Genomic DNA, 26,389 nt, shown 5'->3' with positions numbered 1-26,389 from the left:
GGGGAATCTTTGCGCCCGGGCGCGGTGCAGGATCTTGACGGATCATGTATCGGCATTCCATTACCGCCGCTACGTGGTCGCTGGATTGTTTCTCGGAAGGAAAATTACAAAGATGCGCGTGTTCCACTATGGAGCCAGGTTGGGCCTTGCCGTAGCGGCAATTCTCACTGGATCGCTCAGCCTGGCCGCTCCCGCGAACGCCGCGACGCCGGCCTCCGTATGCGGAGGCGGAAGCTACCGAGTCATCGACACCCACGACCTGGGCAGTCTCGCCACCATCTACCTGCTCTACAACGGCCGGACCAATTGCGTCGTCACCTGGAAGAACGCCTATGTCGGAACCAAGACCCCCACGAGGGCCATGGTCGCGATCTGGGGACAGCCCAGCAGCCACCGGCAGGACTACGACCACTACGCGTATTACGCCGGCCCGGTGAAGGTGGATGCCCCCGGCAAATGCATCGCGTGGGGCGGTAGCGCACTCCGGCCCGGCGACATCACATCAGGAGGCGGAATCCATTGGGACTCGCCGTCGCCGAGCCACTGCGGTTGATTCCGCACTCCCGGTCCCTCGAACGCATAGAAAGCGCGTTCGTCGACGACGAGCGCGAACTACTCCTGGGACCGCCGGAAGATCCATCGGCAAACGATCGCCCGCCCATGTTCGGCGGTTGATCTTCTTCAGAAAGAAATTGAACAATGCGTGTAATCAAGCACGGAGCCCGGCTGGGCTTGGCCATCGCAGCGGTCCTCACCGGATCGCTGAGCATGGCCGCGCCTGCAAACGCCGCGACTCCGGCTTCGGTCTGCGGTAGCGGCTACCGCGTCATCGACACCCACGACCTGGGCAGTCTGGCCACCATCTACCTGCTCTACAACGGCCGAACCAACTGCGCCGTCACCTGGAAAACCGCCTACGTCGGCACCAAAACCCCCGTCGGGGTCGAACTCGGGATCTGGGGGAAGCCCGACTTGGTGCAGAAGGATTCTGGCTGGTTCGCGTACTACGCCGGTCCCGTGAAGGTGGATGCTCCCGGCACATGCATCGGGTGGGGCGGTTTCGCGAGCCGGCCCGACGCAACAGGGCAGGCCGGCTGGCGCTCCCCCGGCCCGAGCCACTGCGGCTGATCCCGTAGGCCGGGATCACGACGGACACCCCCGCCATCAGGACGGGGGGCGCACCAAAATCCGTCAATGAGACGGCCCGTCGCTCAGCCGTAACAGGCTGGGAGACGGGCCGTTTCGATGGGGGCTGCCGCCGACCACGGTAGGCGGCTCAGCTATGGTCGAGGCCCCCGGACCGGGTGCGGTTCAGAAAGGTATCCCACTCAGACGGCGTGAATACCAGGGCCGGACCGGTGGGATTCTTGGAATCGCGGACCCCGACCCTGCCACGTTCGAGGTGTGCAACCTCGACACAGTCTTGGCCCCCAGCGCTCTTCGTGGATTTGAACCAGTTGGCCGCGCCTAGTTCATCTTTCACGCTCGCACTCTGTCAGTCGCGTTCGAAATGCCCGCGGCGTGCACGCGACAGGAAAGCATCCCACTCAGCAGGCGTGAAGACCAGGGCCGGACCGGTGGGATTCTTGGAATCGCGGACACCTACCTGGCCACGACGGAGGTGAGCGACTTCGACGCAGTCGTTCCCACCTGCGCTGCGGCTCGATTTGAACCAGCGTGCATCACTTAGGTCAACGCTCACGTTCGAACTCCTTTGCTTTCGCCCGCAGCAGGTGCTTGCTGCCAACGGTGTCTACCGCTACATCTTGCATGGCCCTGAACGCCTTTCGATAGCGCTCGACCGAATCTGGCCGGTCGTAGTAGAGGTTGCCCGTGTAGGACTCCACGTACACGGTTGCCGGTTCGCGTGATGACGGATTGAAGTCGAGAACGGTAAACGGTCCAGTCGCCATACCTGTCGGTACGCCAACCGCAAACGGAAGTATCCGCACAGCGACGTTTGGTGGCAGGTCCGCAAGGTGCCGGAGTTGACTGGCCATCGTCTTGCGCCCACCCACAACTCGATTCAGCACTGCCTCGTCCAGGATCAGCGACACTCTCACTGGGTTGCGCTTCCTGGTGATGATCCGCTGTCGACCCATCCGCACTTTCATGCGTCGATCCAGCTCGTCTGCTCCGCCGTCAGGGAAGTACGCCACATCGAGAGCCCTTGCGTACCCAGCAGTTTGGAATAGGCCGCTGATCATGTCCGGACGGAAGATGGTCAACGCCGTCGCGGCGGCCTCCAACCCCACATACAGTTCAAAGTCCTCCGGGATCAGCTCTCCGTACTCATGCCACCATCCTCCGTTCTTCGACTCTCCTTCAGCCTCCTTGGCGAGTCCCAGCAGCGCCTCCTGCTGCTCCACCTCGTCATACAGCTCGCACAACCCCACGATGTCCGGGATGTGGATTCTCCCGGGATGCCCGGTCTCCAACCGCTGCACCGTCCCGGCTCCGCGCCCGATCTGCCGTGCGGCTTCGGCGATGCTCAGGCCTGCCGCCTGGCGCATTTCGCGCAGGTGCCTGCCCAGTTGACGTCGCGGCACCGTGTTGCCCGATGTGGGCATAGTGATCCCCTCCTGCGAATGGCACCCCTGCCGAGGACCCATTGTGGCCCGATCCTGGACGCGGCACAGGGAAAACGTGCAGATCGGTGCGATCTGCCTATCACCGCAGGTGGAACACCATCGCGGACTGGTTTTCTCGCTTCCGGCATCGGAGTCCGGGCCCGCCGTCACCACGCCCCTGCCGTGGCGGCGCATCCGGCACCGGCCATGGCGGCCGCGCTGGGTGGCGATCCATATCGCCCCGGCCTCCGATGCTCCATACCGGCGAGGAGGCACACTGGGAGATATCAGCGTCCGAGACACACTTCACAGGGAACTTACCCAGGAGTAAGGTCGGTGCATGGCGTGGAAACCTGAGCAGATATCCGATCAGACCGGGCGCACTTTCGTCGTCACCGGAGCCAATGGGGGCCTCGGTGTCGAGACCACGAAGGTGCTGGCCAGCAAGGGCGCGACGGTGGTCATGGCCTGCCGTAATACGGCGAAGGCACAAGAGATCGCCGACCGCATCGACGGCGATGTGAAGGTCGCGCCGCTCGATCTGGCCGATCTGTCGTCGGTGCGCGAATTCGCCGACAACTGCGGCGAATTCGATGTGCTCGTCAATAACGCGGGCCTGATGAACGTGCCGTTCTCGCGCACCAAGGACGGTTTCGAAACCCAGTTCGGCGTCAACCACCTGGGTCACTTCGCCCTCACCGGCCTGGTGCTCGACCGCATCCGGGATCGGGTGGTGTCGCTGGCCAGCATCGCGCACAAGCAGACCCCCAAGCTCTGGATCGACGATCTGAACTACGAGAACCGCCGCTACCAGCGCAATCTCGCCTACGCGCAGTCCAAGCTGGCCAATCTGATGTTCGCCCGCGAACTCCAGCACCGCCTGGAGGCGGCCGGCTCGACCAAGCGCTCCTACGCAGTGCATCCCGGCGTGTCGGCCACCGACCTGTTCGCCCGTACCGAGACCCCGCTCGACCGCATCAGCAAGCCCTTCATCCGGCTCATCGGCCACGCGCCCGCCAAGGCGGCCCACTCCACCCTGTTCGCCGCCACCGACCCCGACGCCGACCCCAACACCTACTGGGGCCCCACCCGCCTCTTCCAATCCCAGGGCCCGGTCGAACCCTCCCCCTCCACCAAACTCTCCAAAAACCGCGACCTCCAACGCCGCCTCTGGGAAGAATCCGAACGCCTAACCGGCATCCACTACAAGTTCTGAAAGCGCTGGCACACAGACTGTCCGCGCTCACGGCCCTCACAGGTTATGTGACGGGCCGATACGGTGTGTGACAGCTGGACGCCGCCGCCCAGGAGCCGGAGCGGGGCACGGGGTTGGGGCGGTTGAGGGCGGCCAGCCATCGGGTGGGGTGGTCGAGTTCGGACCAGGTCCAGCGCACGACCAGCCAGCCGAGAGCGCGCAGCGCGTCCTCGCGTACCTTCTCCTTGATCACCGTCGTCTCAGGCGACCCGCCTCGGTACTTGACCAGGCCGTCGAACTCACCGATGACGCCCCGTTCCGGGAACAGGAAATCGACCCGACCGACGAACTCTCCCCAGCCGTCGAGGATGGTCGCTTGCAGCTGCGGCGGTGGCAGTCGTGCCTCCCGCATGACGAGTCGGCTCAGCGACTCACCCGGGCTCTCGGCCCGGCCGTCGAACTGCGCGACCGCGCGGCGGGCGGCCGGACAGCCGCGACTGCCCTTCGCCCGCTCCAACTGGACGGCCAGGCGGTCGGCGGTAGTACGGTCGCGAAGCGCGGCGTCGCCCAGGACGACGGCACGGGCGAGAGGGAGCTTCCGTGCCAGGTCGACGACCGTCCGCTCGACGGACGTCACCCGCAGTCCTTCGACCTCTACGACTTCGTCGGCGTCGAGAGCGGCCGTATGCACCCTCACCTTGGGGCCGGTCCGGGCGCCGGTCCGCCGGTTGCGGGTGACGTGGACCCGGTTCAGCGGTAGGCACCAGATCGGCAAGCCGTGAACGACCGCCGCCGAGATATGGCTGACCACTGCCTCGTCGCTCAGCTCGCGCGTCACCGCCCTCGTCAGCACCAGATGACGCGCCACCTCGCTCATAGCCGTGGCCTGCCCGGCCGGCACGTACTGACCCCGACAGACCCGCTGCCAGGCACGTCCGTAGAGCTCACGGTCGGCAACCCCCTGCGCCAAGGCATCCCGTCGAGAGATCGGTTCCAACGTCCCCACCGCTACGATCCTGGCGCCCCCGATCCCCCACAACAACCACCTCCCCCACCACTGTGGACAACCCCCCGCCTGTGAATAACCGCCCCGCGCCCACCCCGGTGGCCGCGGAGTGATCACACAAGCAGTCTCCCTGTCACATAACGTATGGGGCCCAATTCGGTCGACAAGCTATGTGCTGGCTGCCCGGGGGGCTAACTGGTGTGTTCTAGTGCCTGCTTGATGCGTTTGATGTGCGACTCCCACATGCTGCGGGAGTGGTCGGCTTCCTGCTCGTCGGCGTTGTTGTCCTGGGTGAGAGTCAGGTGGGTGGTGTCGTCGCCGGTCAGTTCGTAGGTGAGGGTGTGGTAGTTCGCCGGGGTGTCCGGCTGGCCGGATAGTGGGCTGTAGTGGGTCAGCTTCAGTAAGCGGCCGGGTTCGGCGGCCAGGATCTCGCCCTTGTCGGTATAGGCGCGGTTCTGGTATTCGCCCTGCCAGACGATCGGGCTGCCGACCTGCCAGTCGGTGCGCACCTCGGCGCCGAACATGAAATCGCGGATCTGCTCCGGGTCGGTCAACGTCGCCCACACCTGCTGCGGCGAGGCATCGATGTCGATCTCGACGGTGGCGGTGAAGCCGGTCATCGCCCTCAACTCCTCTCGCTCGATACTTCGACCGTAGGCCGCGAGCGGGGATGAATCTTGCAGAAAGGCGTCAGACGCCGAAATCGCGCTTGACCTGCTGGGCGTTGCGGTGCTCGACGAAGAACGACAGCAGCGGGATGGTGCCGGCGAGCAGGGTGCCGACGGTGCGGCCGGCGGGCCAGCGCACCTTGACCGCGAGGTCGGCGGTGAAGATCAGGTAGATGAAGTACACCCAGCCATGCACGACGGCGATCCAGCGCGGGGTGTCGACGTCGAACCCGTACTGGGCGATCATCTCGGCGGTGAGCAGCAGCAGCCACAGACCGGTGGTCCAGGCCAGCACGCGGTAGCGCAACAGGGCGCTCTTGATCTTGCCGGTGTTCGCGGGGGCCTTGGCAGGGGTGGCGGGGGTGGCGCCGTCGGTCAGCGTGGTGTCGGTGGAGTTGTCGCTGGCGCTCAACCGGCGCTCCTCTCGGTGTCGCTGGTGTCGAGGCCCGCGGCGCGGACCCGTTCACCGATCTCGTCGGCGTGCAATTGCGCCAGGTACTTGTTGTATTCGGCCAGCGCGGAATCGCTGCCCCGCTCGGGCCCGGCCTTCGGCTGATCGGCCCTGGCCTTCGGCCGCTCGGGCAGGATGCCGGCCGGGATCTCACGCGGCGCGGCCTTCTTCACCTTCGCCGGTTTCGGCGCGGCTTTCGCGGCCGCGGTCTGCTCCTCTTCGGCTTCGCTCTCCAAGCGGACGAACCGGAAGTACGCGAATACCGCGAACGCCGCGAACAGCGGCCACTGCAGCGCATACCCGAGGTTCTGGCCGGTGCCGCTGGACGACTCGAACCGCTCCCACTGCCACCACCCCAGCGCCAGGCACGCCAGCGCGGCCACGACCACCAGCGCGATCAGCGCGGGCCGATTATGCCGGGGGCGATGCTGCGCCGAACGGTCGGAAGGAGCGGACACGCTTACCACGGTACCCGTCTACTACAGCGACCGTAGGAGCAGGTGGGCGCTCTCACGCGCGGCCACAGCGCAGAGCTCGGGCGACCACGACGGTCACCGCGGGCAGCAACGGCCGGGAGGGCGAGCAGCGACCGACGCACCGAACCGAGCCGGTACCGCGCGAACGTTCAGCCGGCCACGGCGGTGAGGCGGGCAGCAGCGGCCGACCGCGCGCGGCGACGACCAGCAGCCCGAACAACAACCAGCAGCGCGAGCAACAACCGGACCGCGCCGGAACGACCGACGCACCGAACCGAGCCGGTACCGCGCGAACGTTCAGCCGGCCACGGCGGTGAGGCGGGCAGCAGCGGCCGACCGCGCGCGGCGACGACCAGCAGCCCGAACAACAACCAGCAGCGCGAGCAACAACCGGACCGCGCCGGAACGACCGACGCACCGAACCGAGCCGGTACCGCGCGAACGTTCAGCCGGCCACGGCGGTGAGGCGGGCAGCAGCGGCCGACCGCGCGCGGCGACGACCAGCAGCCCGAACAACAACCAGCAGCGCGAGCAACAACCGGACCGCGCGGAACGACCGACGCACCGAACCGAGCCGGTACCGCGCGAACGTTCAGCCGGCCAGCGCGGTGAGGGCGGGCAGCAGCTGCTGCAACGCGCGACCGCGATGCGAGACGGCGTCCTTCTCGGCGGGCGTCAGCTGGGCGGCGGTGGTCGTCCCGCCGTCGGGGATGAACAGCGGGTCGTAGCCGAAGCCGCCGTCGCCCGCCGGCTCGCGGCCGATCGAGCCGGGCCATTCGCCGCGCACCACGATCTCCTCGCCGCCGGGCACCACGAGTGCGCAGGTGGAGACGAAGCGGGCGCCGCGGCGCTCATCGGGGACGTCGCCGAGCTGGGCGAGCAGCAACGCGTTGTTGGCGGCGTCGTCGCCGTGACGGCCCGACCAGCGCGCCGACAGCACGCCGGGCATGCCGTTGAGGGCGTCGACTTCGAGGCCGGAATCGTCGGCGACGCAGGGCAGGCCGGTGGCCGCGGCGCCGTCGCGGGCCTTGGCGAGGGCGTTCTCCTCGAACGTCGCGCCGGTTTCGGGCGCTTCGTCGTAGGCGGGGACGTCATCGAGGCCGACGATCTCGAGCCCCGCCACCCCGGCGTCGTCGAGGATGCGGCGCAGCTCGTTCAGTTTCTTGGCATTGCGGCTGGCGACGAGTACCCGGCGAGCCATCACTTCTTCTTCGGTTCGGCCGGCTCGGGCAGCACACCCGGGTACGGCAGCGCCAGCGCTTCTTTCTGGACGGCGAACAGCTGCTCGCAGCCGGCGAGCGCGGAATCGAGCAGTTTGTCCAGGGTGGAGCGCGGGAAGGTGGCGCCCTCACCGGTGCCCTGCACCTCGACGAGGGTGCCGGTATCGGTGGCGACGACGTTCATGTCCACCTCGGCGCGCGAATCCTCCTCGTAGGGCAGGTCAAGGCGCACCCGGCCGTCCACCACGCCGACGCTCACCGCGGCGATGGCGCAGGAGATCGGCTGCGGGTCGGCCAGCTTGCCCGCGGCCGCGAGATAGGTGACCGCGTCGGCGAGCGCGACGTACGCGCCGGTGATCGCTGCGGTGCGGGTACCGCCGTCGGCTTGCAGCACATCGCAGTCGATGGCGATGGTGTTCTCGCCGATGGCGGCCAGGTCGATGCAGGCGCGCAGCGAACGCCCGATCAGGCGGCTGATCTCCTGGGTGCGGCCGCCGATCTTGCCCTTCACCGATTCCCGGCCGCTGCGAGTGTGGGTCGCCGCGGGCAGCATGGCGTATTCGGCGGTGAGCCAGCCGAGCCCGGTATCGCGCCGCCACGCCGGCACGCCCTCGGTGACGCTCGCGGTGCACATCACCCGCGTCTGACCGAACTCCACCAGCACCGAACCGGCTGGATGCGTGGTGAATCCACGGGTGATCCGTACCTCGCGGAGCTCATCGTCCGCCCGTCCATCGGCTCGTCTCGACACGAGGGTCAGCGTAGTGGGACAGGGCGACCAGGGGACGGCGGGGGCTCGAGCGCGTCCCACTCAGTGGTCACGCAGATGGGTCAGAGGTCGAAGGTCTCCCCCGGCGCCACCGCGTGCACGGGTCCGGTGAACTCCGCCTTGGCTTCGGCGATGACGTCTTCGCGCGAGGTCCACGGCGGGATGTGGGTGAGCAGCAGCTCCTTGACGCCCGCCTCGGCCGCGATCCGGCCCGCCTCGGTGCCCGAAAGATGAATGCCAGGAGGACGATTGGCGGGATCGTGGGTCCAGGAGGCTTCCGCCATCAGAACATCGGCGCCCTGCGCGAGCTCCTGCACCTGATCACACATGGCGGTGTCGCCGGTGTAGACGAAGGTGCGCCCGGCGGCGGTGACGATACGGAGGCCGTAGGACTCCGGCGGGTGGAACATCCGGCGCGCGGTGACGGTGTGGCCGGGGCCGAACTCGACCGCCTCACCCTCGTTCCACGGACGCATGTCGATCACGTCAGACCAGTCGTCGCATTCGCCGCCGACCTCGGCCGAGGCGTTGCCGATGCGCAGCGAGGTATCCGACGGGCCGCGCACGATCGCCCTGCCGACCGGCGGCGTCGGGTGATAGCGCCGCCAGACCAGCAGACCCGGAAGGTCTAGGCAGTGGTCGGCGTGCAAGTGGGTGAGGAAGATCGATACGTCCCCCGGGTTGGCGTAGCGCTGCAACGCGCCGAGCACTCCCGGTCCGAAATCGATGACGACCGGCTGCATATCCGGGCCGGTGAGCAGGTACCCCGACGCTGGGGAGTCCGGGCCGGACACACTGCCCGAGCACCCGAGGACGGTAAGGCGCATCCCACCATGCTGCCACGACGAATTCTCGCTCAAGAGCCGATCCCCCAAAAAGCCGGGCCGCAGCCGCTGGGACCGGAAACTCGCGACGAGACCGGTCTGCGCCGCACGACGGTGTGGACGTTCATCACCAGAGAGTACCCAGCCGGCCCCCGCTCCACCCCATTCGAACGAAAAGGCGGGGGCGCCACAAGGTTCCGCAGCCGACGGGCGGCATCGCTCGGATTACGTGAGCCTCCGATAGACCCGGCTCGACGGCCGAAACGACCGGTGTCGGCACCTACACCGAGCTGAACAAGCCGCGCTCCGGCACTGTCGGGCGTCCCGTCGACGGCCTGGAGCCGGCCGGACCGAGCCGCCGAGGGCAGAGGCGATGCCAGGAGCTGACCCCGAACTGCCGTGGGCAGACACGATGGCCGGGAGCTGGACCCGAGCTGCCGAGGAAAATGGGCCGGGAGGCCTGGCCGGGTGCATCATCCGCGGTGCAGGAACTACTTCAGCGCGACCGCGGCTGGGCTCCGGGTATCGCGCGCTGCCGCTTGCGCTCATCCCCCGACAGCATCCAGGCCGCGAGCACACCGCCGACCGCGCCGAACAGATGTCCCTGCCAGGAGATCCCCGACGGCCCCGGCAGTACACCCCACAGCAGCGAGCCGTAGACGGCGAACACGATCAATCCGATGACGATCTGACCGACGTGCCTGCCGAACCAGCCGCGCAGGATGATGAACGTCAACCAGCCGAAGACCAGCGCCGACGCGCCCAGATGCACGGTGCCCGATCCGCCGGTGAGCCAGGTGCCCACCCCCGCGACCACCCAGATGATCGCCGTCGCCGCGAGGCCGCGGCCGATGCCGGAGACCAGGGCGAGGAACCCGAGCACCAGGACCGGCAGGGTATTGCCGATCAGATGCGCCCAGCCACCGTGCAGGACCGGGGCGTACAGGATGCCGGAGAGCCCGTCGAGCTGACGTGGTTCGATGCCGGCCTGATCCAGATCGACGCTGGAGACGGCATCGACACCTTCGATCACGTAGAGCGAGGCGGTGAAGCCGAGGATGATCGCAGCGGCCTGTGCCCACACCGCGCCGAACCGGCCGGGCGATCCCGAGGGCCTGGTCGGCGGTGCTGAGCCGGGCGCAGGTGGACGTGACTGCTGAGCCCGCAGCGCCGCGATCCGCTCGGGATCGAACGAGGCCCCGATTCCGGTACCACCGGTCACCGCCATCACCTCCTCGCGGCGCCGGACCCGGGTCCGGCACCGGCAACGCCGATCGCCGGCGGCGCTGACACCGCCGAACGCACCTTCGAGGGTACCGGCGACCTCAGGCCCAGAGCTGGCCGTCGAGGCGTTCCTCGGCCTCTTCCAGCGTGCCGTCGTAGGCACCGGTGGACAGGTATTTCCAGCCGCCGTCGGCGACCACGAACGCGATATCGGCCCTGGTGCCGGCCTTGACGGCCTTCCGAGCGACACCGAGCGCGGCATGCAGGATCGCGCCGGTGGAAATGCCGGCGAAAATGCCCTCTTCCAGCACCAGTTCCCTGGTGCGGCGCACCGCGTCATAGGGGCCGACGGAGAAGCGGGTGGTGAGCACCGACTCGTCGTAGAGCTCCGGGATGAAACCCTCGTCGATATTGCGCAGCCCGTACACCAGCTCGCCGTAGCGCGGCTCGGCCGCGACGATCTCGATGCCCGGCACCTTCTCCCGCAGGAATCGGCCGGTACCCATCAGGGTGCCGGTGGTGCCGAGACCCGCCACGAAATGGGTGATCTCGGGCAGATCGGCCAGAATTTCGGGGCCGGTGGTCTCGTAGTGGGCGAGCGCGTTGGCCGGGTTGCCGTACTGGTAGAGCATCACCCAGTCCGGGTTGTCCGCGGCGATCTGCTTGGCCATGGCGACGGCCTGGTTGGAGCCGCCCGCCGCCGGTGAATCGATGATCCGCGCACCGAACATGGTGAGCAGCTGCCGCCGCTCCACCGAGGTGTTCTCCGGCATCACACACACCAGCTGATAGCCCTTGAGCTTGGCCGCCATGGCGAGTGAGATCCCGGTATTGCCGCTGGTCGGCTCCAGAATCGTGCAGCCGGGTGTCAACCGGCCGTCGGCCTCGGCCTGTTCGATCATGCGCAGGGCCGGGCGATCCTTGATCGAGCCGGTGGGGTTGCGATCCTCCAGCTTGGCCCACAACCGCACCGGATGCTCGCCCTCCCACTGCGGGGACAGGTTGCGCAAACCGACCAGCGGCGTGTTGCCGAGGGTCGCGATCAGCGATTCGTACCGCGCCACGTGGGCCTAGCCTCCGGCGACGGCGGGCAGGATGGTGACGCTCGCGCCCTCGGGCACCTCGGCCTCGAGGCCGCCGGCGAACCGCACGTCCTCGTCGTCGACGTAGATGTTGACGTACCGGTTGAGCTTGCCGTCCTTGAGCAGCCGCTCCTTGAGCCCGGTGAAGTTGGCGTCCAGGTTCTCGATCAGCGCCGCCAGCGTGGAGCCCTCGGCCTCGACCCGCTTCTCACCTCCGGTCAACGGGCGCATGATGGTCGGGATGGACACGGTTACCGGCATCGGAGAACTCCTCGGGTGACAAACGAATATCGTTGGCGGTCAGTTGGTTTCGTAGCTGTCGACGATCTTCACCGGCTCCTCGGTGACCTCGCCGTCCAGGATCCGGTAGCTGCGCAGCTCGTGCCGCTCGGGATCGCGGGTGGAGATCAGCACGTAGTGGGCGTCCGGTTCGGAGGCGTAGGAGATGTCGGTGCGGCTCGGGTAGGCCTCGGTGGCGGTATGGGAGTGATAGATCACCACCGGCACCTCGTCGGCGTCGTCCATGGCGCGCCACACCTTCAGCTGCTCGGCCGAATCGAAGCGGTAGAAGGTGGGCGAGCGCTCGGCGTTGATCATGGCCACGAAACGTTCCGGGCGATCGGAGCCCTCCGGCCCGGCAATGATGCCGCATGCCTCGTCGGGGTGGTCGGCGCGCGCATGCGCCACCATCTCGTCGACGAGGTCGGCCCTGATCACGAGCACAATCGAACCCTTCCGCCTATCCGCACAGCCGTCACCGATCTGACACAGCCGTCAACGAGTGAGGATATTCGGGTATTCCGGGCGGGCTGAATCTGGCTCCTTCCAGCGCGGCGACCAGCGGGGATCGGTGGCCTGATCCGCTCAGGGGCGGGGCACCAGCGGCGGAGACGCATGGACCAGCCCAGGCCGAGCGGGGACGCCGAGATTACGGGCCGAACCGCGGCCGGCAGCCGGCATCGGTGACGGCAGGACGCGCGAAGGCGTCGACCGGAACGCCGTCGCAAGACCGATGCACCCGCGTCGGGGCGCGCTCCGGCGTCCCAGCTCGCGGCGAGCGGCTTCGGGCGTGGTGCCGGCGGTGACGAAGTATGCGACGTGCCGATCGGGCTCCCGACCGCTTCCACACCGGCGGGGTCAGCGCGGAAACAGCTCGGTGTACGACGGGATCCCGGCCAATGACCGGGCGGAGAGGATGGCGTCGACGATCGCGCGCTCTACGCACACGGCGGCCGCGGTGCAGAGCTGGTCCAGAACCAGCAGGTCGGTCGGGAACGCCGGAGGCAGCGGCGGAGGTTCCGGTGCGGTGGCCGTTCCCGTGGCGAGGACGAAGATGGTGTCGCCGTCGAGCGGGGAATGCGCGGGGCGGATGGCTCGGGCGAGGCCGTCGTGCGCGGTGGTGGCCAGGCGGCGGGCGGCGAGGGTGTCCAGCGGGGCGTCGGTGGCGACGACGCCGATGGTGGTGTTGAGGATCGTGCCCTTGACCGGGAGGGCATTGGCGACGGCGAGTTGTTCGGGGGTGGCGGGAGTCAGGCCGAAGTGATCGGGGCCGTCGGTGCCCGCGCCCCAGAGCAGACCCGTGCGCGGGTCGAAGACCGAGCCGACCGGGTTGGCCACCATCAACGCGGCGACCGTCATCCCGGCCGCCGGACCGTCACCGAGCACGATGCTCGCACTGCCGATACCGCCCTTGATCGCGCCCGCGCGCGCCCCGACCCCCGCGCCCACCGTGCCGCGTTCGAATTCGACGGCCGCCTCGGCGGCGGCACGATAGCCGAATTCGGCCGTCGGCCGAATGTTCCAGTCCCCCACCGGAAGATCGAAGATCACCGCACCCGGCACGATCGGCACCACGCGACTCGGATCGGCCGGGTCCATCGGAATCCCGGCGCCGTTCTCCTCCAGCCACCGCATCACCCCGTCGGCGGCCGCGAGCCCGTACGCGCTCCCTCCGGTGAGCAGCACCGCATCCGCCCGGCGCACCGTGTTCAACGGATCCAGCACATCGGTTTCCCTGGTGCCCGGCCCGCCGCCGCGCACATCCACCGCGGCCACCGCTGCGCCCGGTACCCGGATCACCGTGCACCCCGTCGCCGCACCGGACCCCACGGTCGCCTCGTCATCGAGCACGTGGTGATGCCCAACCAGCACACCAGGCACATCGGTCAACGAATTACGCGCGCCCGCCACCGCATTCACGAGAACTCCTTGTCGCCGGTCCCGCCGCCGACGCTACCGCGCGTGCGCCGGGTGCGTTGCCGAGGCAGCCACGCAACCACGATCACGCACCTTCGAGATCCGGCGACCGGTCGGCGGAGACCCGGGGAACGCTTCGCATCGCCGCACCGCCTGGACGGCGGCAGTTGACTCTTGATCAGCGGGTTCGAGGTTCGCGTCTTCATTCAGGACGCCTGCGGCAACAGCGTGTGCACGGCTTTCGTTCCGCCGGATCGAGTGGACGCGCCGGCCACCGTCCGCGAGCGCTGCGGGACAGGTCTACGGCGCGAGCGCTTGCAGCAGCGAATCCTGCATCCAGGTCAACCAGTGATAGACGTCCAGATGCGGGGCGCGCGGATCGTCGGGGTCGAACTGTTCGGGCGTGTCGGCATCGATACCGAGGACTGCGCCCAGGGCGAGGCGGACGTCGGTGAGGGCGGTGAGCCAGGCGTCGGCCTGTTCGGGGGTGATGATGATGCGGCCGCCGTCGGAGGGGCAGGTGTCCAGCACGACGGCTCCTGCGGCCAGTTTGGCGTCGATGATCTCGGGTTCGTGCAGGCTGCGCAGGGCACTGTTGAGGTCGGCGCGGTCGGCGTCGGGGGAACCCGGTTCGCTGCGATGGAAATCCGGCAGCAGGCGCAGCAGGCGCGGATCGTCGGGTGGGGTGGCGTTACCGGTGCGCAGACCGGTGAGCGCGGCGAGATCGTCGTCGGGGGCCGAGGAGGCTCGATCGGTGAGCAGTCCGGAGACCGCACCGACCAGCGACCGCAGCACGCCGGCTTCCCGGGCGTCCATTTCGGATCGCAGTTTGAGACCGCTCAGCGAATTCTTCCGGCTCCACTTACGCACGTCGCTACGGTAGCCGTCCGAGTCAGTCGTCTCGCTGCATGGTCGCCCACAGTCCCGCGGCGTGTAGCCGACGCACATCCTGTTCCATTTTGTCCCGGGAGCCGGACGATACGACCGCCTTGCCCTCGTTGTGCACCTTGAGCATCAACTCGGTCGCCTTGGCTTTGCTGTAGCCGAACAGCTTCTGGAAGATGTAGGTCACGTAGTGCATGAGGTTGACCGGGTCGTCCCAGACGACCGTGACCCACGGCCGATCTTCCGCCTCCAGGATCTCGGTGTATTCCACCGCCTCGGGCGTCGCCTGTGCCGACAGCGTCGCGTTCGCGGCGACCGCGACGGCGCCGACACGGGCCGCGTCCGTCCGATAGCGGGGTGCTGTATTGCACAGGGCCATACCGTCAAGGGTACGACGAGCACCCGGATACACAACACCCGAGCATGATCAATTCCGCCGTTTCGGCCGTGATATCCGGCTTGACTGCCTTATCATGCCGCCGCGGTTCACCCAGGTCGGGCGAGGGATTCGCGGCATCGTCGGCCCGCCCCACCGCCCCCTGCGCCCGGCTCCGCGACGCTGGGCGGGCGCGCAGCCCGCATTACAGTGACAGCGTGGATCGCCGCGACGAGGTCACCAGCACCGCACTGCTGACCGATCAGTACGAACTGACCATGCTCGCCGCCGCGCTGACCGATGGTTCCGCGCACCGGCAGTGCACCTTCGAAGTGTTCGCCCGGCGGTTGCCACACGGACGGCGTTACGGCGTCGTCGCGGGTACCGGACGGCTGCTCGAGGCGCTGGACGAGTTCCGCTTCGGGGAACACGAGCTGGAGATCGTCTCCCGGTTCCTCGACAAGAACACCGTCGACTGGTTGCGCGATTTCCGCTTCACCGGCGATATCGACGGCTACGCCGAAGGCGACCTGTATTTCCCCGGCTCGCCCATCCTCTCGGTGCGCGGCACCTTCGCCGAATGCGTGCTGCTGGAGACCCTCGCCCTCTCGATCCTCAATCACGACAGCGCCATCGCCTCGGCGGCCGCGCGCATGGTCAGCGCCGCGGCACGGCGGCGGATGATCGAAATGGGATCGCGGCGCACCCACGAATTGGCCGCACCCGCCAGCGCCCGCGCCGCCTACCTGGCCGGATTCGACGCCACCTCGAACCTGGAAGCGGTGCGCCGCTTCGGCGTGCCCGGCGCGGGCACCAGCGCGCACGCGTTCACCCTGCTGCACAGCGGCGCCGACGGCGCGCACGAAGCCGCCGCGTTCCGCAGCCAGATCGACGCGCTCGGCGTCGGCACCACGCTGCTGGTCGACACCTTCGACATCACCAAAGGCGTAGCCACCGCCATCGAGATCGCCGGACCGGAACTCGGCGGCGTGCGCATCGATTCCGGCGACCTCGGCGTGCTGGCCCGGCAGGTGCGCGATCAGCTCGACGAACTCGGCGCCACCAAGACCCGCATCGTGGTCTCCGGCGATCTGGACGAGTACGCGATCGCCGCACTGCGCGCCGAGCCGGTCGACGTCTACGGCGTCGGCACCTCGCTGGTCACCGGTTCCGGCGCGCCGACGGCCGGAATGGTCTACAAACTGGTCGAGGTGGACGGCGTGCCGGTCGCCAAACGCAGCAGTCACAAGGAGTCGCGCGGCGGCACCAAGCGGGCGGTCCGGCTGGCCCGGCGCACCGGCACCATCGTCGAGGAGATCATCTACCCGGCGTCCGGCGAACGGCCCTCGGCGAACGGTTTCGAAATGCGCGACCTGCTGGTCCCGCTGGTCCGCAAGGGCCAGATCCTCGATCAGCCGACGCTGGCGGAAAGCCGCGACTTCGTCGCGCGAGGGTTGGTCTCACTGCCGTGGGAAGGCCTCAAACTCTCCGCCGGCGATCCCGCCATCCCGACGACGTTCCTTACCTGACCTGCGCGGCGGCGGACGAGCGGTCCCCGGCCACCGCACCTGCACCCCTGAGGTACAGCGCAGCTGCCGCTCGATGGATCCAGCCGGAGGCACACAAGCGACACCGATGGTTCGGTAGTGCGCGCGTGACCGGCCCCCAGCGCCCGCCGAACCATGACGCCGTGGACGTGCCCGGTGATCTGCGCGAGGGCAGAATTGGGGTATGGGACGAGCTCTGGTGATCGTGGACGTGCAGAACGATTTCTGCGAGGGCGGTTCGCTGGCCGTCGCGGGCGGTGCTCGGGTGGCCGAGCGGATCAGCGCGCACGCGCGGGCGCACGCCGACGAGTACGCGGCGGTGGTGGCGACCCGCGATTTCCACATCGATCCCGGCGCGCATTTCTCCGACACTCCCGATTTCGTGGACAGCTGGCCGCCGCACTGCCGGGTCGGCACGCCGGGCGCGGACTTCCATCCGAACTTCGACACCACGCCGGTGCAGGAGGTGTTCGCCAAGGGCGCCTATGCCGCCGCCTACTCGGGGTTCGAGGGCGCCGCCGATGACGGCACGCCGCTGGCCGACTGGCTGAAGACGCGCGATATCGACGCGGTGGACGTCGTCGGGATCGCCACCGACCACTGTGTGCGCGCCACCGCGCTGGACGCGGCGGCCGCCGGATTCGATACCCGCGTACTGCTCGGACTCACCGCGGCGGTCGCGCCGGAGACCACGGAAAAGGCGCTGGAGCAGCTGCGGGGAGCCGGAGTGGAGCTCGAGGGCGCACTCGACAGCTGAGCCGACGCTATCGGCGGGTTATCGCCATCCCCGGCACGAGCCGCGCGACCGTCGGCGGCTTGTCGGTGCGGCGCAGTAGGCTGCCGGGGTGCCCGAACTTCCGCCCGTACCGGCCCTGTTGTCCGCTGCCGTCTCCGCGCTCGGCGGCAAGGAACGGCCCGGTCAGGTGGCGATGGCCGCCGCGGTCGATCACGCCATCGACACCAAGGAACATCTGGCGGTACAGGCCGGCACCGGCACCGGCAAGTCGCTGGCCTACCTGGTGCCGAGCCTGCGGCACGCGGTGCGCACCGGGCGCACGGTGGTGGTGTCCACGGCGACGATCGCGCTGCAACGTCAGCTGGTCGATCGCGATCTGCCCCGTCTCGCCGAAGCGCTGTCGAAACCACTGGGCCGCACCCCGCAATTCGCGATCCTCAAGGGCCGCAACAACTATCTGTGCCTGAACAAGATCAACAGCGCGATTCCGGACGAGCCGGCCGAGGCCGAACTGTTCGACGCCTTCGCGGTCTCGCGGCTGGGCCGTGAGGTGCAGCGACTCAACGAATGGGCCTCCGATACCGAGACCGGCGACCGCGACGAGCTCGCCCCCGGCGTCTCCGATCGGGCGTGGCGGCAGGTCAGCGTGTCCTCGCGGGAATGCCTCGGCAAAACGCGCTGCCCGTTCGGCCAAGATTGCTTCGCCGAGAAGGCCAGGGCCGAATCGGCGCAGGCCGACATCGTCGTCACCAACCACGCCCTGCTGGCCATCGACGCCATCAGCGGCATCCAGGTACTGCCCGAACACGATGTGGTCGTGGTCGACGAGGCGCACGAACTGGTCGACCGCGTCACCGGCGTGGCGACCGCCGAACTGTCGGCCGTCGCGATCACCGCCGCGGCCCGCCGCTGCGCCAAACTCATCGATGAACAAGAGGTGGACCGGCTCGAAGCCGCGGGCGAGGCCCTGCACGCCGCCCTCGACGAGCTGCCCGCCAGCCGCTGGGACGCCATCCCCGAGGGGATCGCCCCGGTGCTCGCGCTGGTCCGCGATGCCGCCTGGAACGCCCACACCGCGCTCGCCCCGCAGGGCAGCAGCACCCCACAGGGCGATGCCGATACCGCCGCCGCCCGCACTCGCGCGGTCGCCGCCGTCGAAGAGGTGCACGACGCGGCGGTGCGCGCGCTCGCCGCCTTCGACGAACCCGATCCGGCGGCCCGCCGGGATGTGGTGTGGCTCGCCGCCGACGAACTGCGCGGCGTCACTCGCCGCACCTTGCGGATGGCGCCGCTATCGGTGGGCGGGCTGCTGCGCAGCAGGCTGTTCGGCGCGGCCACGGTGGTGCTGACCTCGGCGACTTTGCAGATCGGCGGCTCGTTCGACGGGCTGGCCATCACCTGGGGCCTGCCAGCCCAGTCCGCGGGCCGCACCGATACCGCCACCGCCAACGGCGCCGAAGCCCCCTCGGACAACGAGACGGTCCGCTGGAGCTCCCTCGATGTCGGTTCCCCGTTCGACCACGCGAAATCCGGGATCCTCTACGTCGCCAAACATCTGCCCGCGCCCGGCCGAGATGGCCTGTCCCCCGCCTACCTCGACGAGATCGAACGCCTCATCACCGCCGCCGGCGGGCGCACGCTCGGGCTGTTCTCCTCCATGCGCGCCGCCAAAGCCGCCACCGAGGCGCTGCGCAGCCGCTTGGACACCCCGGTGCTGTGCCAAGGCGAGGATTCGACCGGTGCGCTGGTGCGCAAGTTCGCCGACGATCCCGAGACCTCCTTGTTCGGCACGCTCTCGCTGTGGCAGGGCGTCGACGTGCCCGGCCCCTCGCTGAGCCTGGTGATCCTGGACCGCATCCCGTTCCCCCGGCCCGACGATCCGCTGCTCACCGCGCGGCAGCGGGCGGTCGAATCGCGCGGCGGCAACGGCTTCATGTCCGTCGCCGCCAGCCATGCCGCACTGCTGCTGGCCCAGGGCACCGGACGGTTGCTGCGCAGCGTCGACGATCGCGGCGTGGTCGCGATCCTCGACCCCCGTCTGGCCACCGCCCGCTACGGCGGCTACCTGCGGGCATCGCTGCCGCCGTACTGGGAAACCAGCGACCCCGAGGTGGTCACCAAGGCCCTGCAACGACTCACCGCTGCGGCCAAGGTTTGAGGTTCGCCCGCCGCCGGTCGCGCCGCCCGGCGTCGTCGAAACCCCAGACTGCGCTCACGGGCATTCGGATCGCTGGTTCCGAATCAGCGCACGTGCAGGCCGAATCCCGTGCGGCCGGCGGGTTCCAGGCCGGGTTTCAGTTGCAGGGCGGGTAGTTCGTAGTCGCCGAAGTTCTGCCGCCGGAAGGGGATCGGCTCGGTCGAGGCCAACGTCAGCAGCCGCTGCTCCCATGCCTTGGCGATATCGGGAAAGTCTTCGCTGGGTAACCGGTCGGCGCCGTACACCGCGAACGGCGGCAATACCTCGATGCCCGGATAGAAGAGGATGCCGTGGTGGATCGGGAACAGCAGGTCGTCGATGGGGCCGTTGATTCCCCTTGGGCCGTAATGCGATTCGAGGCCGCCGATGGTCACCGACAGCAATGCCCTGCGCCCCGCCAGCGTGCCCTCGCCGTAGCGCTCACCGTACTTGGTGTCGCTGTGCTCGCCGACGCCGTAGGCGAAGCGATAGGTGAACACTCGGTCGAACCAGCCCTTGAGGATGGCCGGCATCGAATACCACCACAGCGGGAACTGGAAGATGATCGTGTCGGCCCACAGCAGTTTGTCCTGCTCGGCGCGCACATCGGGGGTGAGCAGGCCGGATTCGAAAGCCCGCCCCGAGTCCCCGGCCACCCGCAGCGGCGACGAGGCGGCGGGGCCGTAATCGGCGGCGTCAACGGTGGCCTTCCAGTTCATCGCGTACAGGTCGCTCACCCGCACCTCGTGCCCGGCGGTTTCCAGCGTGTCCACCGCGAGATCCTTCAGCGCGCTGTTGAGCGAGTTCGGTTCGGGGTGGGCGTGGACGATCAGCGTCTTCATGGGAGCTCCTATCGGATCGGATGAGTTCGATCCTGAGCGCTGGGAAGCTCCGCATTCAGGGGCGCCGCGACCGTCGGACGGGACTTCCTGGTATCGACAGGACCACGTTCGCGGGCGCGGCCGCGGCCATACTGGGGCCATGGACGATCTCGCCGGCTTCCTGCGGACCAGGCGCTCCCGGGTGGATCCGGCCGACGTCGGCATCCCCGCCGACCGCCGCCGCCGGGTCGAAGGGTTGCGCCGCGAAGAGGTCGCGCATCTGTCGGGCGTGAGCGTCGACTACTACGTCCGCCTCGAACAGGGCCGCGCCACCCAGCCCTCCGAGCAGATCCTCGACGCCCTCGCCCGGGTCCTCGGCCTGGACGAGACCGAGCGCGAGCATCTCTACCGCCTCGCCCGCCAACGCCGCCGCCGCGCGAAGGTCCCCGCGGCCCGGGTGCGCCCGGAGCTGCTGCGGGTGCTCGACCTGGTCGCCGGCGCACCCGCGCTGATCATGGACCACCGCCTGGACGTGCTCGCGGGAAACCGTCTCGCCGAACTGCTCTACGGCCGGCCGCTGAAGGGCATGAACACCGCACGGCACATCTTCCTCGAGGAAGACCACCGCGGTCTGTACGCGGAGTGGGAGACCTGCACCCTCGACGCCGTCGGCCACCTGCGCCTGGCCGCGGGCAAATACCCCGACGACCCACGCCTGGCCTCGCTCATCGGCGAGCTGGCGATGGGCAGCGAACGCTTCCGCAAACTCTGGGCCCGCGCCGACGTGCGCGCCCGCACCCACGGCCGCAAGGCCTACCACCACCCGCTGGTCGGGCTGCTCGAACTACACCAGGAAAACTTCGCCCTCCCCGACGAATCGGGGATGGAACTCCTGGTACTGACCGCCGAACCGAACAGCCCGACCGAAGACGGCCTGCGGCTGCTCGCCGGGTTGGGCGCGGACCACACCGCCGCGCAACCCGGCGCAAACGACGAGGCCCGCGCCGCAGCCGACAACACCTGCCCGGCACCGCGAAAGCGCCCAGACTGACGGGCACGCCCCGGTCCCAGCACGGTGGGCGCCGACATGGGCGGCCGTCCCCGGCTGACCCAGCAGCACAGCGATGTCGCGGCGCGGCCGCCCGGCCGCCCGCCAGGCGGCTATGTAACGCGACGACCAACTACCCGGCAGCCGGACAGCCTGGCAGCGGGCGCGCCGCCCAGGCAGCGGAGCGGCCCTGGAAGCCGTCGTGGCGACCCGGCTAGCCGGCGTGGCAGCCCGACGGCGGGGCGGGCCAGTAGCGCGGTGGGCGGGCCAGTAGCGCGACGACTGACCCGGCAGCGGGGCGGCCTGGCAGCGGGCGTGGCGCCGTGGCAGCCCGGCGCGGGACCGACGCGCAGCCTGATCGGCCCGGTAACCGGGTGGCGCCGTGGCGGTTCCGCGAACCGCGGCCCGTCGATCCCGCGGCCCGTCGATCCCCGCAGCCCGGCGGCGTGGCAGCCCAGCGCGTCGCAGGCGCGGCGACGCGCAGCCTCGTCGGCCCGGCAACCAGGCAGCGCGGCAGCCCGGCGGCGCGGCGGACCAGCGCGGCGGCCCGGCGGCGGGCCGTGGGATCCGGACCAAGGCGCCCTCCCGGGCCATGCCGGTGACCACCGCAGAACTACGGCCACGCCGAACTCCCTACTCCCGCACCGCCACCGCGTCCACCTCGAACAGCATCCCCGGCAGCGCGAGCGCCGCGACGCCGGTCAGCGTCTGCGTGGGCGGTTGCTTGCCCCAGATCTCGGCGATCTTCTCGCCGAGCACCGCCAGCTTGGGCAGGTCGTGGTCGACGATGTGGGTGCGCAGTTGGGCGACGTCGGCGTAGTCCAGTCCCACCGAGCGCAACGCGATGCCGAGGTTGGCGAACGCCCGGTCGACCTGCGCGCCGAAATCTCCGCTCGTGGTGTGGCCTTCGGCGTCGGAATCGTATTGGCCTGCGATGAAGACCAGTTCGCCGCGTACGCGCGCGACGTGGCTGTAGCCGAATCCGGTCGGGTCGTGCAGGCCGTCGGGGTTGCTGATCTCGATGCTCACCATCGTCTCCTTCGTCATTGTCGGGTCGACATGGAGATGACGACGCGGCGCCTGCGGGTGTGACATCGTCTGCGCGGCCGGGTTCAGGACAGCGGCAGCGGCCGGTTCAGGACAGCGGCAGCGACTTCCACCAGTCCATGAATTCCTCCGGGGTCTTGAACTTCCCGGTGGTGTAGAGCAGGTACGGTGCACGGTCGGCGATCGGGAAGCCGCTGACCATGGAATGTTCCTTCGGGTCTTTGCCCGCGAGGTGGTAGTTCTCGTAGATCACCGAGCCGTTGACGTCGCTGGTGATATCCATCGGTTTCAGCCCGTCGAGCACCTGCTGAACGTCGTGTCCGTCTTCGTATTTCATCAGGTAGTAGTCGGTGCGGCCGTCGTAGCAGTGCCAGGCCCCGGACCATTCGCCGAAATCGGGCCCGTCGGCGCTCTGCCCCTTCCACAGTTCGCGTCCTCGGGAGGGGTCCTGCGACATGCAGGTGTGGCCGTCGAACCCGAGGGCGAGATCACTGTCGGGCACCATCTCCGGGAATTCTTCGCTTATCGCCTGGATCGCCGTCGGCCCGCCCTTCTCGGGGAGGTTCGCGACGACAACGGCGACCAGCACGGCGACGATCGCGAGGGCCGCCGCCGACAACCCGATGACGAGCCATTTACGTGAACGCACCGCGTCGACCGACGGCATCGGCGATGCCGCGCCCGTCGTCGCCGAGGCCCGGCCCGGCGCGGCCGCGGCAGGTCCCGTCGTACTCCGGCCCCCTGCTTGCGGCCCGGGCGCGCTGGTCGGTCCACCCGTATGCCGCATGCCCGCACCGACGGGCCGAGCCTGCGCGTACGGCTGCGCCGGTGTATGTGGTTGTGCCGCGATCGGCTGCCCGTGTCCGGTCGCCATCGGTGCCTGCATGGCCCCCGCCGCCCGCACATACGGACCCGACGGATACGCATGCGGCCCCGACGGGTACGCCCCGCCCACCCGCGCATGCGGCCCCGACGGATGCGCCCCACCCGACACCGCCGCCCGCACCGCGTCCGCGAATTCGGCGCAGCTGCCGAACCTTTCATCCGGCCGCTTCGCCAGCGCCCGCGCCATCACCGCGTCGAGCGCAACGGGCAGTCCGTGCCGGACGCTGCTCATGGCCGGCGGCTGATGCTGGAGGTGGCCCTGGATCACGGCCACCGGATGCGGTGACGAGAACGGCGCGGTCCCGGTCAGCATCCAGAACAGGCTGCATGCCAGCGAATACTGATCGGTGCGGTGATCGAGCGGTGCCCCGGTGAGTTGTTCGGGCGAGGCGTAGGCGATGGTGGCGGTGAAGGAGCCGGTCTGGGTGAGGTGGCCGCCGTCGTCGCGCAGGCGGGCGATGCCGAAATCGGTGAGGTAGACCCGTTCGGGCCCGGTGTGCGCGTTGGACAGCAGGATGTTGGCCGGTTTCACATCGCGGTGCAGCACGCCCATGCTGTGCGCGAAGTCCAGCGCCTGCGCGGTCTCGGCGATGATCTGCACCGCCCGCAGCACCGGCAGCGTGTTCGGATCCAGCGACGCGGCGTCGACACCGTCGATGTACTGCATGGAAATCCACAGCTGGCCGTCCTCGGCGCCGCGGTCGTAGACGGTGACGATGTTCGGATGGTCGAGCTGGGCGGCCAGATCGGCCTCGCGTTCGAACCGCGCCCGGGTCTCCTTGTCGTCGAACAGGTCCGGATTCAGCAGTTTGAGCGCAGTGCGCCGGGGCAGTCGCGGATGTTTCGCGAGGTAGACCGAGCCCATCCCGCCGCGGCCGAGTCGGCGTTCGATCTGATATCCGGCGAAGACCGAACCCGGTTGCACCTGCGGCCCTCCTAGTCCGATCTGTCGAGCACGCCGATCCTATCGGTCGGGCCCCGCCCTGCCCCGCCCGCCCGCGCGTGCTCCCGAAAACACCGATGCGGCGCGGTGATCGCATCACCGCGCCGCATCCGCATGCGAGAGTTACAGCAGACCCTTGAGGATCAGCGTCAGCACACCGGTCACCACCGCGAGCGCCACCGCACCGACGCCCCACGCGAAACCGGAGCGGTACCAGGGTCGCCCGTGATCGAGCGAGAACCGGCCGGGCCCGGTGAAGGCCACGGCCACCGCGACCGTCGCGAACAGCAGGCCCATCTCGTACCCGGCCGCCGCGTCGAGCATCCCGCCGCCCCACATCACGTGGATGACGTTGATCATGGTGCCGAGCACGATCGCCGCGGCCAGCGGGGTGAACAGGCCGAGCAGCAACAGCAGACCGCCGACGAATTCGCTCAGGCCGGCGAGGGTGCCGAAGAGATCGCCCGGGTTGTAGCCCATGGCCTCGAAGCTCGCGTTGTTGGCCGTCAGACCGAGTCCGTCGAACCAGCCGAACAGCTTCTGTGAGCCGTGCGCGGCGAGCAGGCCGCCGAAGACGACGCGCAGCACCAGCAGTCCGATGTCGGAAGAGACGTTGTCGTAGCGAGTGGTGACGTTCAGACGCTCGAGCGTCGAGTTGGTGGTCATAGGTCTGTCCTCATCATCGTGCGGTCTGATCGAAACCGTTAGCTTCGGAAAGGAAGCGGACTACGGTCCGATTATTTCACGTCGGACACCAACCACGCGACCGGAGAAGCTATTCCGCGAGGAAGAAGAAATATCCGAGGAAAATCACCATCAGCGCCCACATCGCCGGATGGACCTCTTTGATCTTGCCCTTCGCGACCATCACCACCGGGTAGAACAACATGCCCATGGCCAGGCCGTTCGCGATCGAATAGGTCAGCGGCATCATGATGATGGTGATGAACGCGGGCACCGCGAACTCGAGCCGCTGCCAATCGATCTCACCGAGCGAACGTGCCATCAGCACACCGACGACGATCAGCGCCGCCGACGACACCGCCCCGGATTTGGCGACCACCTCGAACACCGGGAAGCAGAACATCGCCACCGCGAACCAGCCCGCCGTCGCCACCGCCGTCAACCCCGTGCGCCCGCCCGCCGATACACCCGCCGTCGACTCCACATAGGCCGTGGTGGTGGAGGTGCCGATGATCGCGCCTGCCGTGGTGCCCACCGAATCGGCGGCCAGCGCACTGGCCGCGCGCGGCAGTTTGCCGTCCTTGTCGAGCAGCCCGGCCTGATTCGCGACTCCGATCAGAGTGCCGGAGGCGTCGAAGAAATCGACGAACAGCATGGTCAGCACCACGACGATCATCTGGCCGGTGAAGGCGTCGGGCAGATGGATGATGGCCTGACCGAAGGTCTCGTCCAGCCCGCGCGGCAGCGCCGCGATGCCGTTCGGCAGGTCGACCAGCCCGCTGATCATGCCGACGATCGTGGTGAGCACGATGCCGTAGAGCACGGCGCCGTGCCAGCCGAGCACCACGAACACCACCGTCACCACCAGGCCGAACAGCGCGAGCAGGGTGGTGCCCTCGGTGAAATCGCCGAGCGAGACGAAGGTGGCCTCGTTGGCGACGACGATGCCGGCGTTCTTCAACCCGAGGAACGCCACGAACATGCCGATGCCCGCCCCGACCGCGAGCTTCATCTGCATGGGGATCGCGTTGAGGATGCGTTCACGCACCTTGGTCACCGCGAGAACGAAGAAGATGACACCCGACAGGAACGTCCCCGACAACGCGACCTGCCACGGGATCCCCATCCCGAGCACCACCGAATAGGCGAAGAACGCGTTGAGACCCATCCCCGGGGCCAGCGCGACCGGATACTTGGCCCACAACCCCATCACCAGCGTGCCGAACACCGCCGCGACCGCGGTGGCGGTGAAGACCGCCTGGGTGGGAATGCCCAGCTCACCGAGGACGCCGTGGTCACCGAGCACCGACGGGTTCACCGCAAGCACGTACGACATGGCCAGGAACGTGACGGTGCCGGCCATCAGCTCCCGTTTGACGGTCGAGCCGTTCGAGCTGACACCGAAATAGTTATCGATATGACCCCGGGTTCGGGTCAGCACGTCGATGGCCATGGGGGTACTCCAGTCGGGAACGAATGAGCGGGGTGCTCGAGACGTTATCCGATCCCGCGACAACAAGCCTGGTCAGCCACCTCGAGGAGTGATGTGCGCGACGTCGG

Annotated in this window: 29 protein-coding genes; 7 read left to right on the top strand and 22 right to left on the bottom strand. The window is 68.7% G+C overall.

Features of this window, described 5'->3' with window-relative positions; all coding sequences use genetic code 11:
* The first annotated feature begins 34 nt into the window (after positions 1-34).
* Together AC4HOU_RS24050 and AC4HOU_RS24045 are read left to right on the top strand one after the other, a co-directional pair.
* The gene (locus tag AC4HOU_RS24050; protein WP_228816072.1) at positions 35-553 is read left to right on the top strand and encodes a hypothetical protein; all 519 of its coding nucleotides are present in this window, start codon (positions 35-37) and stop codon (positions 551-553) included.
* A 146-nt stretch (positions 554-699) separates the two neighbouring features.
* Positions 700-1,128 carry a hypothetical protein gene (locus tag AC4HOU_RS24045; RefSeq protein WP_195021481.1) on the top strand — a complete coding sequence of 143 codons (429 nt, stop codon included), beginning with the start codon at positions 700-702 and terminating at the stop codon, positions 1,126-1,128.
* 148 nt (positions 1,129-1,276) lie between these two features.
* Here the strand turns inward: AC4HOU_RS24045 and AC4HOU_RS24040 are convergent, their stop codons facing one another.
* From AC4HOU_RS24040 to AC4HOU_RS24030, 3 genes are read right to left on the bottom strand one after another with little or no spacing between them, the layout of a single operon-like run.
* A complete protein-coding gene (locus tag AC4HOU_RS24040; protein WP_195021482.1) occupies positions 1,277-1,483 on the bottom strand; it encodes a DUF397 domain-containing protein in 207 nt (68 codons plus the stop codon).
* A gap of 12 nt (positions 1,484-1,495) precedes the next feature.
* Entirely contained in the window at positions 1,496-1,702 is a 207-nt protein-coding gene (locus tag AC4HOU_RS24035; RefSeq protein ID WP_195021483.1) for a DUF397 domain-containing protein, read from the bottom strand.
* Positions 1,692-2,570, bottom strand: a complete 879-nt coding sequence (locus tag AC4HOU_RS24030; protein WP_195021484.1) for a helix-turn-helix domain-containing protein — start codon at positions 2,568-2,570, stop codon at positions 1,692-1,694. The genes AC4HOU_RS24035 and AC4HOU_RS24030 overlap by 11 nt, the downstream gene beginning before the upstream one ends.
* A 340-nt stretch (positions 2,571-2,910) precedes the next feature.
* On the opposite strand from AC4HOU_RS24030, the gene AC4HOU_RS24025 reads away from it, so the two are divergent.
* Positions 2,911-3,786, top strand: a complete 876-nt coding sequence (locus AC4HOU_RS24025; protein ID WP_194989925.1) for an oxidoreductase — start codon at positions 2,911-2,913, stop codon at positions 3,784-3,786.
* A gap of 43 nt (positions 3,787-3,829) precedes the next feature.
* Here AC4HOU_RS24025 and AC4HOU_RS24020 read toward each other — a convergent pair whose 3' ends face one another.
* The 14 genes from AC4HOU_RS24020 to clpS all read right to left on the bottom strand — a co-directional run bounded on the left by AC4HOU_RS24020 (position 3,830) and on the right by clpS (position 14,945).
* Entirely contained in the window at positions 3,830-4,771 is a 942-nt protein-coding gene (locus AC4HOU_RS24020; RefSeq protein WP_195021485.1) for a hypothetical protein, read from the bottom strand.
* A 191-nt stretch (positions 4,772-4,962) separates the two neighbouring features.
* A complete protein-coding gene (locus tag AC4HOU_RS24015) occupies positions 4,963-5,391 on the bottom strand; it encodes an SRPBCC domain-containing protein (RefSeq protein WP_195021486.1) in 429 nt (142 codons plus the stop codon).
* A 70-nt stretch (positions 5,392-5,461) separates the two neighbouring features.
* Positions 5,462-5,851 carry a DUF3817 domain-containing protein gene (locus AC4HOU_RS24010; RefSeq protein WP_375139436.1) on the bottom strand — a complete coding sequence of 130 codons (390 nt, stop codon included), beginning with the start codon at positions 5,849-5,851 and terminating at the stop codon, positions 5,462-5,464.
* Positions 5,848-6,348: a transcriptional regulator gene (locus AC4HOU_RS24005; RefSeq protein ID WP_195021487.1), complete on the bottom strand. Its 501-nt coding sequence runs from the start codon at positions 6,346-6,348 to the stop codon at positions 5,848-5,850. Before AC4HOU_RS24005 ends, AC4HOU_RS24010 begins: the two co-directional genes overlap by 4 nt.
* Positions 6,349-6,958: 610 nt before the next feature.
* Positions 6,959-7,567 (bottom strand): RdgB/HAM1 family non-canonical purine NTP pyrophosphatase, encoded by a 609-nt coding sequence (gene rdgB, locus AC4HOU_RS24000; RefSeq protein ID WP_163817626.1) that lies wholly within the window; start codon positions 7,565-7,567, stop codon positions 6,959-6,961.
* Positions 7,567-8,337, bottom strand: a complete 771-nt coding sequence (gene rph / locus AC4HOU_RS23995) for a ribonuclease PH (protein WP_104362029.1) — start codon at positions 8,335-8,337, stop codon at positions 7,567-7,569. The genes rdgB and rph overlap by 1 nt, the downstream gene beginning before the upstream one ends.
* Positions 8,338-8,417: 80 nt before the next feature.
* Complete coding sequence (locus AC4HOU_RS23990) at positions 8,418-9,182, bottom strand: cyclic nucleotide-degrading phosphodiesterase (protein WP_163817624.1); 765 nt, start codon at positions 9,180-9,182, stop codon at positions 8,418-8,420.
* A 493-nt stretch (positions 9,183-9,675) separates the two neighbouring features.
* A complete protein-coding gene (locus AC4HOU_RS23985; protein WP_228806150.1) occupies positions 9,676-10,407 on the bottom strand; it encodes a rhomboid family intramembrane serine protease in 732 nt (243 codons plus the stop codon).
* Between the two features lie 97 nt (positions 10,408-10,504).
* Entirely contained in the window at positions 10,505-11,467 is a 963-nt protein-coding gene (locus AC4HOU_RS23980; protein WP_163817621.1) for a PLP-dependent cysteine synthase family protein, read from the bottom strand.
* Positions 11,468-11,473: 6 nt separating this feature from the next.
* Positions 11,474-11,746, bottom strand: a complete 273-nt coding sequence (locus AC4HOU_RS23975; protein ID WP_163817619.1) for a MoaD/ThiS family protein — start codon at positions 11,744-11,746, stop codon at positions 11,474-11,476.
* A 39-nt stretch (positions 11,747-11,785) separates the two neighbouring features.
* Positions 11,786-12,208 (bottom strand): M67 family metallopeptidase, encoded by a 423-nt coding sequence (locus AC4HOU_RS23970; RefSeq protein WP_014349442.1) that lies wholly within the window; start codon positions 12,206-12,208, stop codon positions 11,786-11,788.
* Between the two features lie 414 nt (positions 12,209-12,622).
* Complete coding sequence (locus AC4HOU_RS23965; RefSeq protein WP_195007207.1) at positions 12,623-13,684, bottom strand: P1 family peptidase; 1,062 nt, start codon at positions 13,682-13,684, stop codon at positions 12,623-12,625.
* A gap of 297 nt (positions 13,685-13,981) precedes the next feature.
* Entirely contained in the window at positions 13,982-14,629 is a 648-nt protein-coding gene (aosR, locus tag AC4HOU_RS23960) for an oxidative stress transcriptional regulator AosR (RefSeq protein WP_178128428.1), read from the bottom strand.
* Positions 14,574-14,945 (bottom strand): ATP-dependent Clp protease adapter ClpS, encoded by a 372-nt coding sequence (gene clpS / locus AC4HOU_RS23955; protein WP_036533908.1) that lies wholly within the window; start codon positions 14,943-14,945, stop codon positions 14,574-14,576. The genes aosR and clpS overlap by 56 nt, the downstream gene beginning before the upstream one ends.
* Positions 14,946-15,160: 215 nt before the next feature.
* On the opposite strand from clpS, the gene AC4HOU_RS23950 reads away from it, so the two are divergent.
* From AC4HOU_RS23950 to AC4HOU_RS23940, 3 genes are all read left to right on the top strand, one after another.
* A complete protein-coding gene (locus AC4HOU_RS23950) occupies positions 15,161-16,471 on the top strand; it encodes a nicotinate phosphoribosyltransferase (protein ID WP_163817613.1) in 1,311 nt (436 codons plus the stop codon).
* Between the two features lie 202 nt (positions 16,472-16,673).
* A complete protein-coding gene (locus tag AC4HOU_RS23945) occupies positions 16,674-17,246 on the top strand; it encodes an isochorismatase family protein (protein ID WP_163817611.1) in 573 nt (190 codons plus the stop codon).
* An 88-nt stretch (positions 17,247-17,334) separates the two neighbouring features.
* Positions 17,335-19,383 carry an ATP-dependent DNA helicase gene (locus AC4HOU_RS23940; RefSeq protein WP_163817609.1) on the top strand — a complete coding sequence of 683 codons (2,049 nt, stop codon included), beginning with the start codon at positions 17,335-17,337 and terminating at the stop codon, positions 19,381-19,383.
* A gap of 83 nt (positions 19,384-19,466) precedes the next feature.
* Here the strand turns inward: AC4HOU_RS23940 and AC4HOU_RS23935 are convergent, their stop codons facing one another.
* The gene (locus tag AC4HOU_RS23935) at positions 19,467-20,243 is read right to left on the bottom strand and encodes an NAD(P)H-dependent oxidoreductase (protein ID WP_163817607.1); all 777 of its coding nucleotides are present in this window, start codon (positions 20,241-20,243) and stop codon (positions 19,467-19,469) included.
* A gap of 139 nt (positions 20,244-20,382) precedes the next feature.
* On the opposite strand from AC4HOU_RS23935, the gene AC4HOU_RS23930 reads away from it, so the two are divergent.
* Complete coding sequence (locus AC4HOU_RS23930) at positions 20,383-21,273, top strand: helix-turn-helix transcriptional regulator (RefSeq protein ID WP_195021492.1); 891 nt, start codon at positions 20,383-20,385, stop codon at positions 21,271-21,273.
* 630 nt (positions 21,274-21,903) lie between these two features.
* On the opposite strand, the gene AC4HOU_RS23925 is transcribed toward AC4HOU_RS23930, so the two are convergent.
* From AC4HOU_RS23925 to AC4HOU_RS23910, 4 genes are all read right to left on the bottom strand, one after another.
* Positions 21,904-22,302: a RidA family protein gene (locus AC4HOU_RS23925; protein ID WP_490725415.1), complete on the bottom strand. Its 399-nt coding sequence runs from the start codon at positions 22,300-22,302 to the stop codon at positions 21,904-21,906.
* A 103-nt stretch (positions 22,303-22,405) separates the two neighbouring features.
* Positions 22,406-24,067: a serine/threonine protein kinase gene (locus tag AC4HOU_RS23920; protein ID WP_490725413.1), complete on the bottom strand. Its 1,662-nt coding sequence runs from the start codon at positions 24,065-24,067 to the stop codon at positions 22,406-22,408.
* 201 nt (positions 24,068-24,268) lie between these two features.
* Positions 24,269-24,811, bottom strand: a complete 543-nt coding sequence (locus AC4HOU_RS23915) for a DoxX family protein (protein ID WP_163817683.1) — start codon at positions 24,809-24,811, stop codon at positions 24,269-24,271.
* 109 nt (positions 24,812-24,920) lie between these two features.
* The gene (locus AC4HOU_RS23910; protein ID WP_163817681.1) at positions 24,921-26,282 is read right to left on the bottom strand and encodes an NCS2 family permease; all 1,362 of its coding nucleotides are present in this window, start codon (positions 26,280-26,282) and stop codon (positions 24,921-24,923) included.
* Positions 26,283-26,389: the final 107 nt, after the last annotated feature.

The organism is Nocardia sp. JCM 38205 (genome assembly GCF_058222935.1).
The sequence above is the reverse complement of the archived record's forward strand: the minus strand, read 5'-3'. Positions and strand labels throughout refer to the sequence as shown.

Bases quoted from the DNA above. Each gene is read 5' to 3' on its own strand.
- AC4HOU_RS23935 (WP_163817607.1), bottom strand. From the start codon at position 20,243: ATGAAGACGCTGATCGTCCACGCCCACCCCGAACCGAACTCGCTCAAC.
- AC4HOU_RS23975 (WP_163817619.1), bottom strand. From the start codon at position 11,746: ATGCCGGTAACCGTGTCCATCCCGACCATCATGCGCCCGTTGACCGGA.
- AC4HOU_RS23985 (WP_228806150.1), bottom strand. From the start codon at position 10,407: ATGGCGGTGACCGGTGGTACCGGAATCGGGGCCTCGTTCGATCCCGAG.
- AC4HOU_RS23945 (WP_163817611.1), top strand. From the start codon at position 16,674: ATGGGACGAGCTCTGGTGATCGTGGACGTGCAGAACGATTTCTGCGAG.
- AC4HOU_RS24025 (WP_194989925.1), top strand. From the start codon at position 2,911: ATGGCGTGGAAACCTGAGCAGATATCCGATCAGACCGGGCGCACTTTC.
- AC4HOU_RS23990 (WP_163817624.1), bottom strand. From the start codon at position 9,182: ATGCGCCTTACCGTCCTCGGGTGCTCGGGCAGTGTGTCCGGCCCGGAC.
- AC4HOU_RS23920 (WP_490725413.1), bottom strand. From the start codon at position 24,067: ATGGGCTCGGTCTACCTCGCGAAACATCCGCGACTGCCCCGGCGCACT.
- AC4HOU_RS23925 (WP_490725415.1), bottom strand. From the start codon at position 22,302: ATGGTGAGCATCGAGATCAGCAACCCCGACGGCCTGCACGACCCGACC.
- AC4HOU_RS23910 (WP_163817681.1), bottom strand. From the start codon at position 26,282: ATGGCCATCGACGTGCTGACCCGAACCCGGGGTCATATCGATAACTAT.
- AC4HOU_RS24030 (WP_195021484.1), bottom strand. From the start codon at position 2,570: ATGCCCACATCGGGCAACACGGTGCCGCGACGTCAACTGGGCAGGCAC.
- rdgB (WP_163817626.1), bottom strand. From the start codon at position 7,567: ATGGCTCGCCGGGTACTCGTCGCCAGCCGCAATGCCAAGAAACTGAAC.
- aosR (WP_178128428.1), bottom strand. From the start codon at position 14,629: ATGTGCGTCGGCTACACGCCGCGGGACTGTGGGCGACCATGCAGCGAG.
- AC4HOU_RS23915 (WP_163817683.1), bottom strand. From the start codon at position 24,811: ATGACCACCAACTCGACGCTCGAGCGTCTGAACGTCACCACTCGCTAC.
- clpS (WP_036533908.1), bottom strand. From the start codon at position 14,945: ATGGCCCTGTGCAATACAGCACCCCGCTATCGGACGGACGCGGCCCGT.
- AC4HOU_RS24045 (WP_195021481.1), top strand. From the start codon at position 700: ATGCGTGTAATCAAGCACGGAGCCCGGCTGGGCTTGGCCATCGCAGCG.
- AC4HOU_RS24015 (WP_195021486.1), bottom strand. From the start codon at position 5,391: ATGACCGGCTTCACCGCCACCGTCGAGATCGACATCGATGCCTCGCCG.
- AC4HOU_RS23930 (WP_195021492.1), top strand. From the start codon at position 20,383: ATGGACGATCTCGCCGGCTTCCTGCGGACCAGGCGCTCCCGGGTGGAT.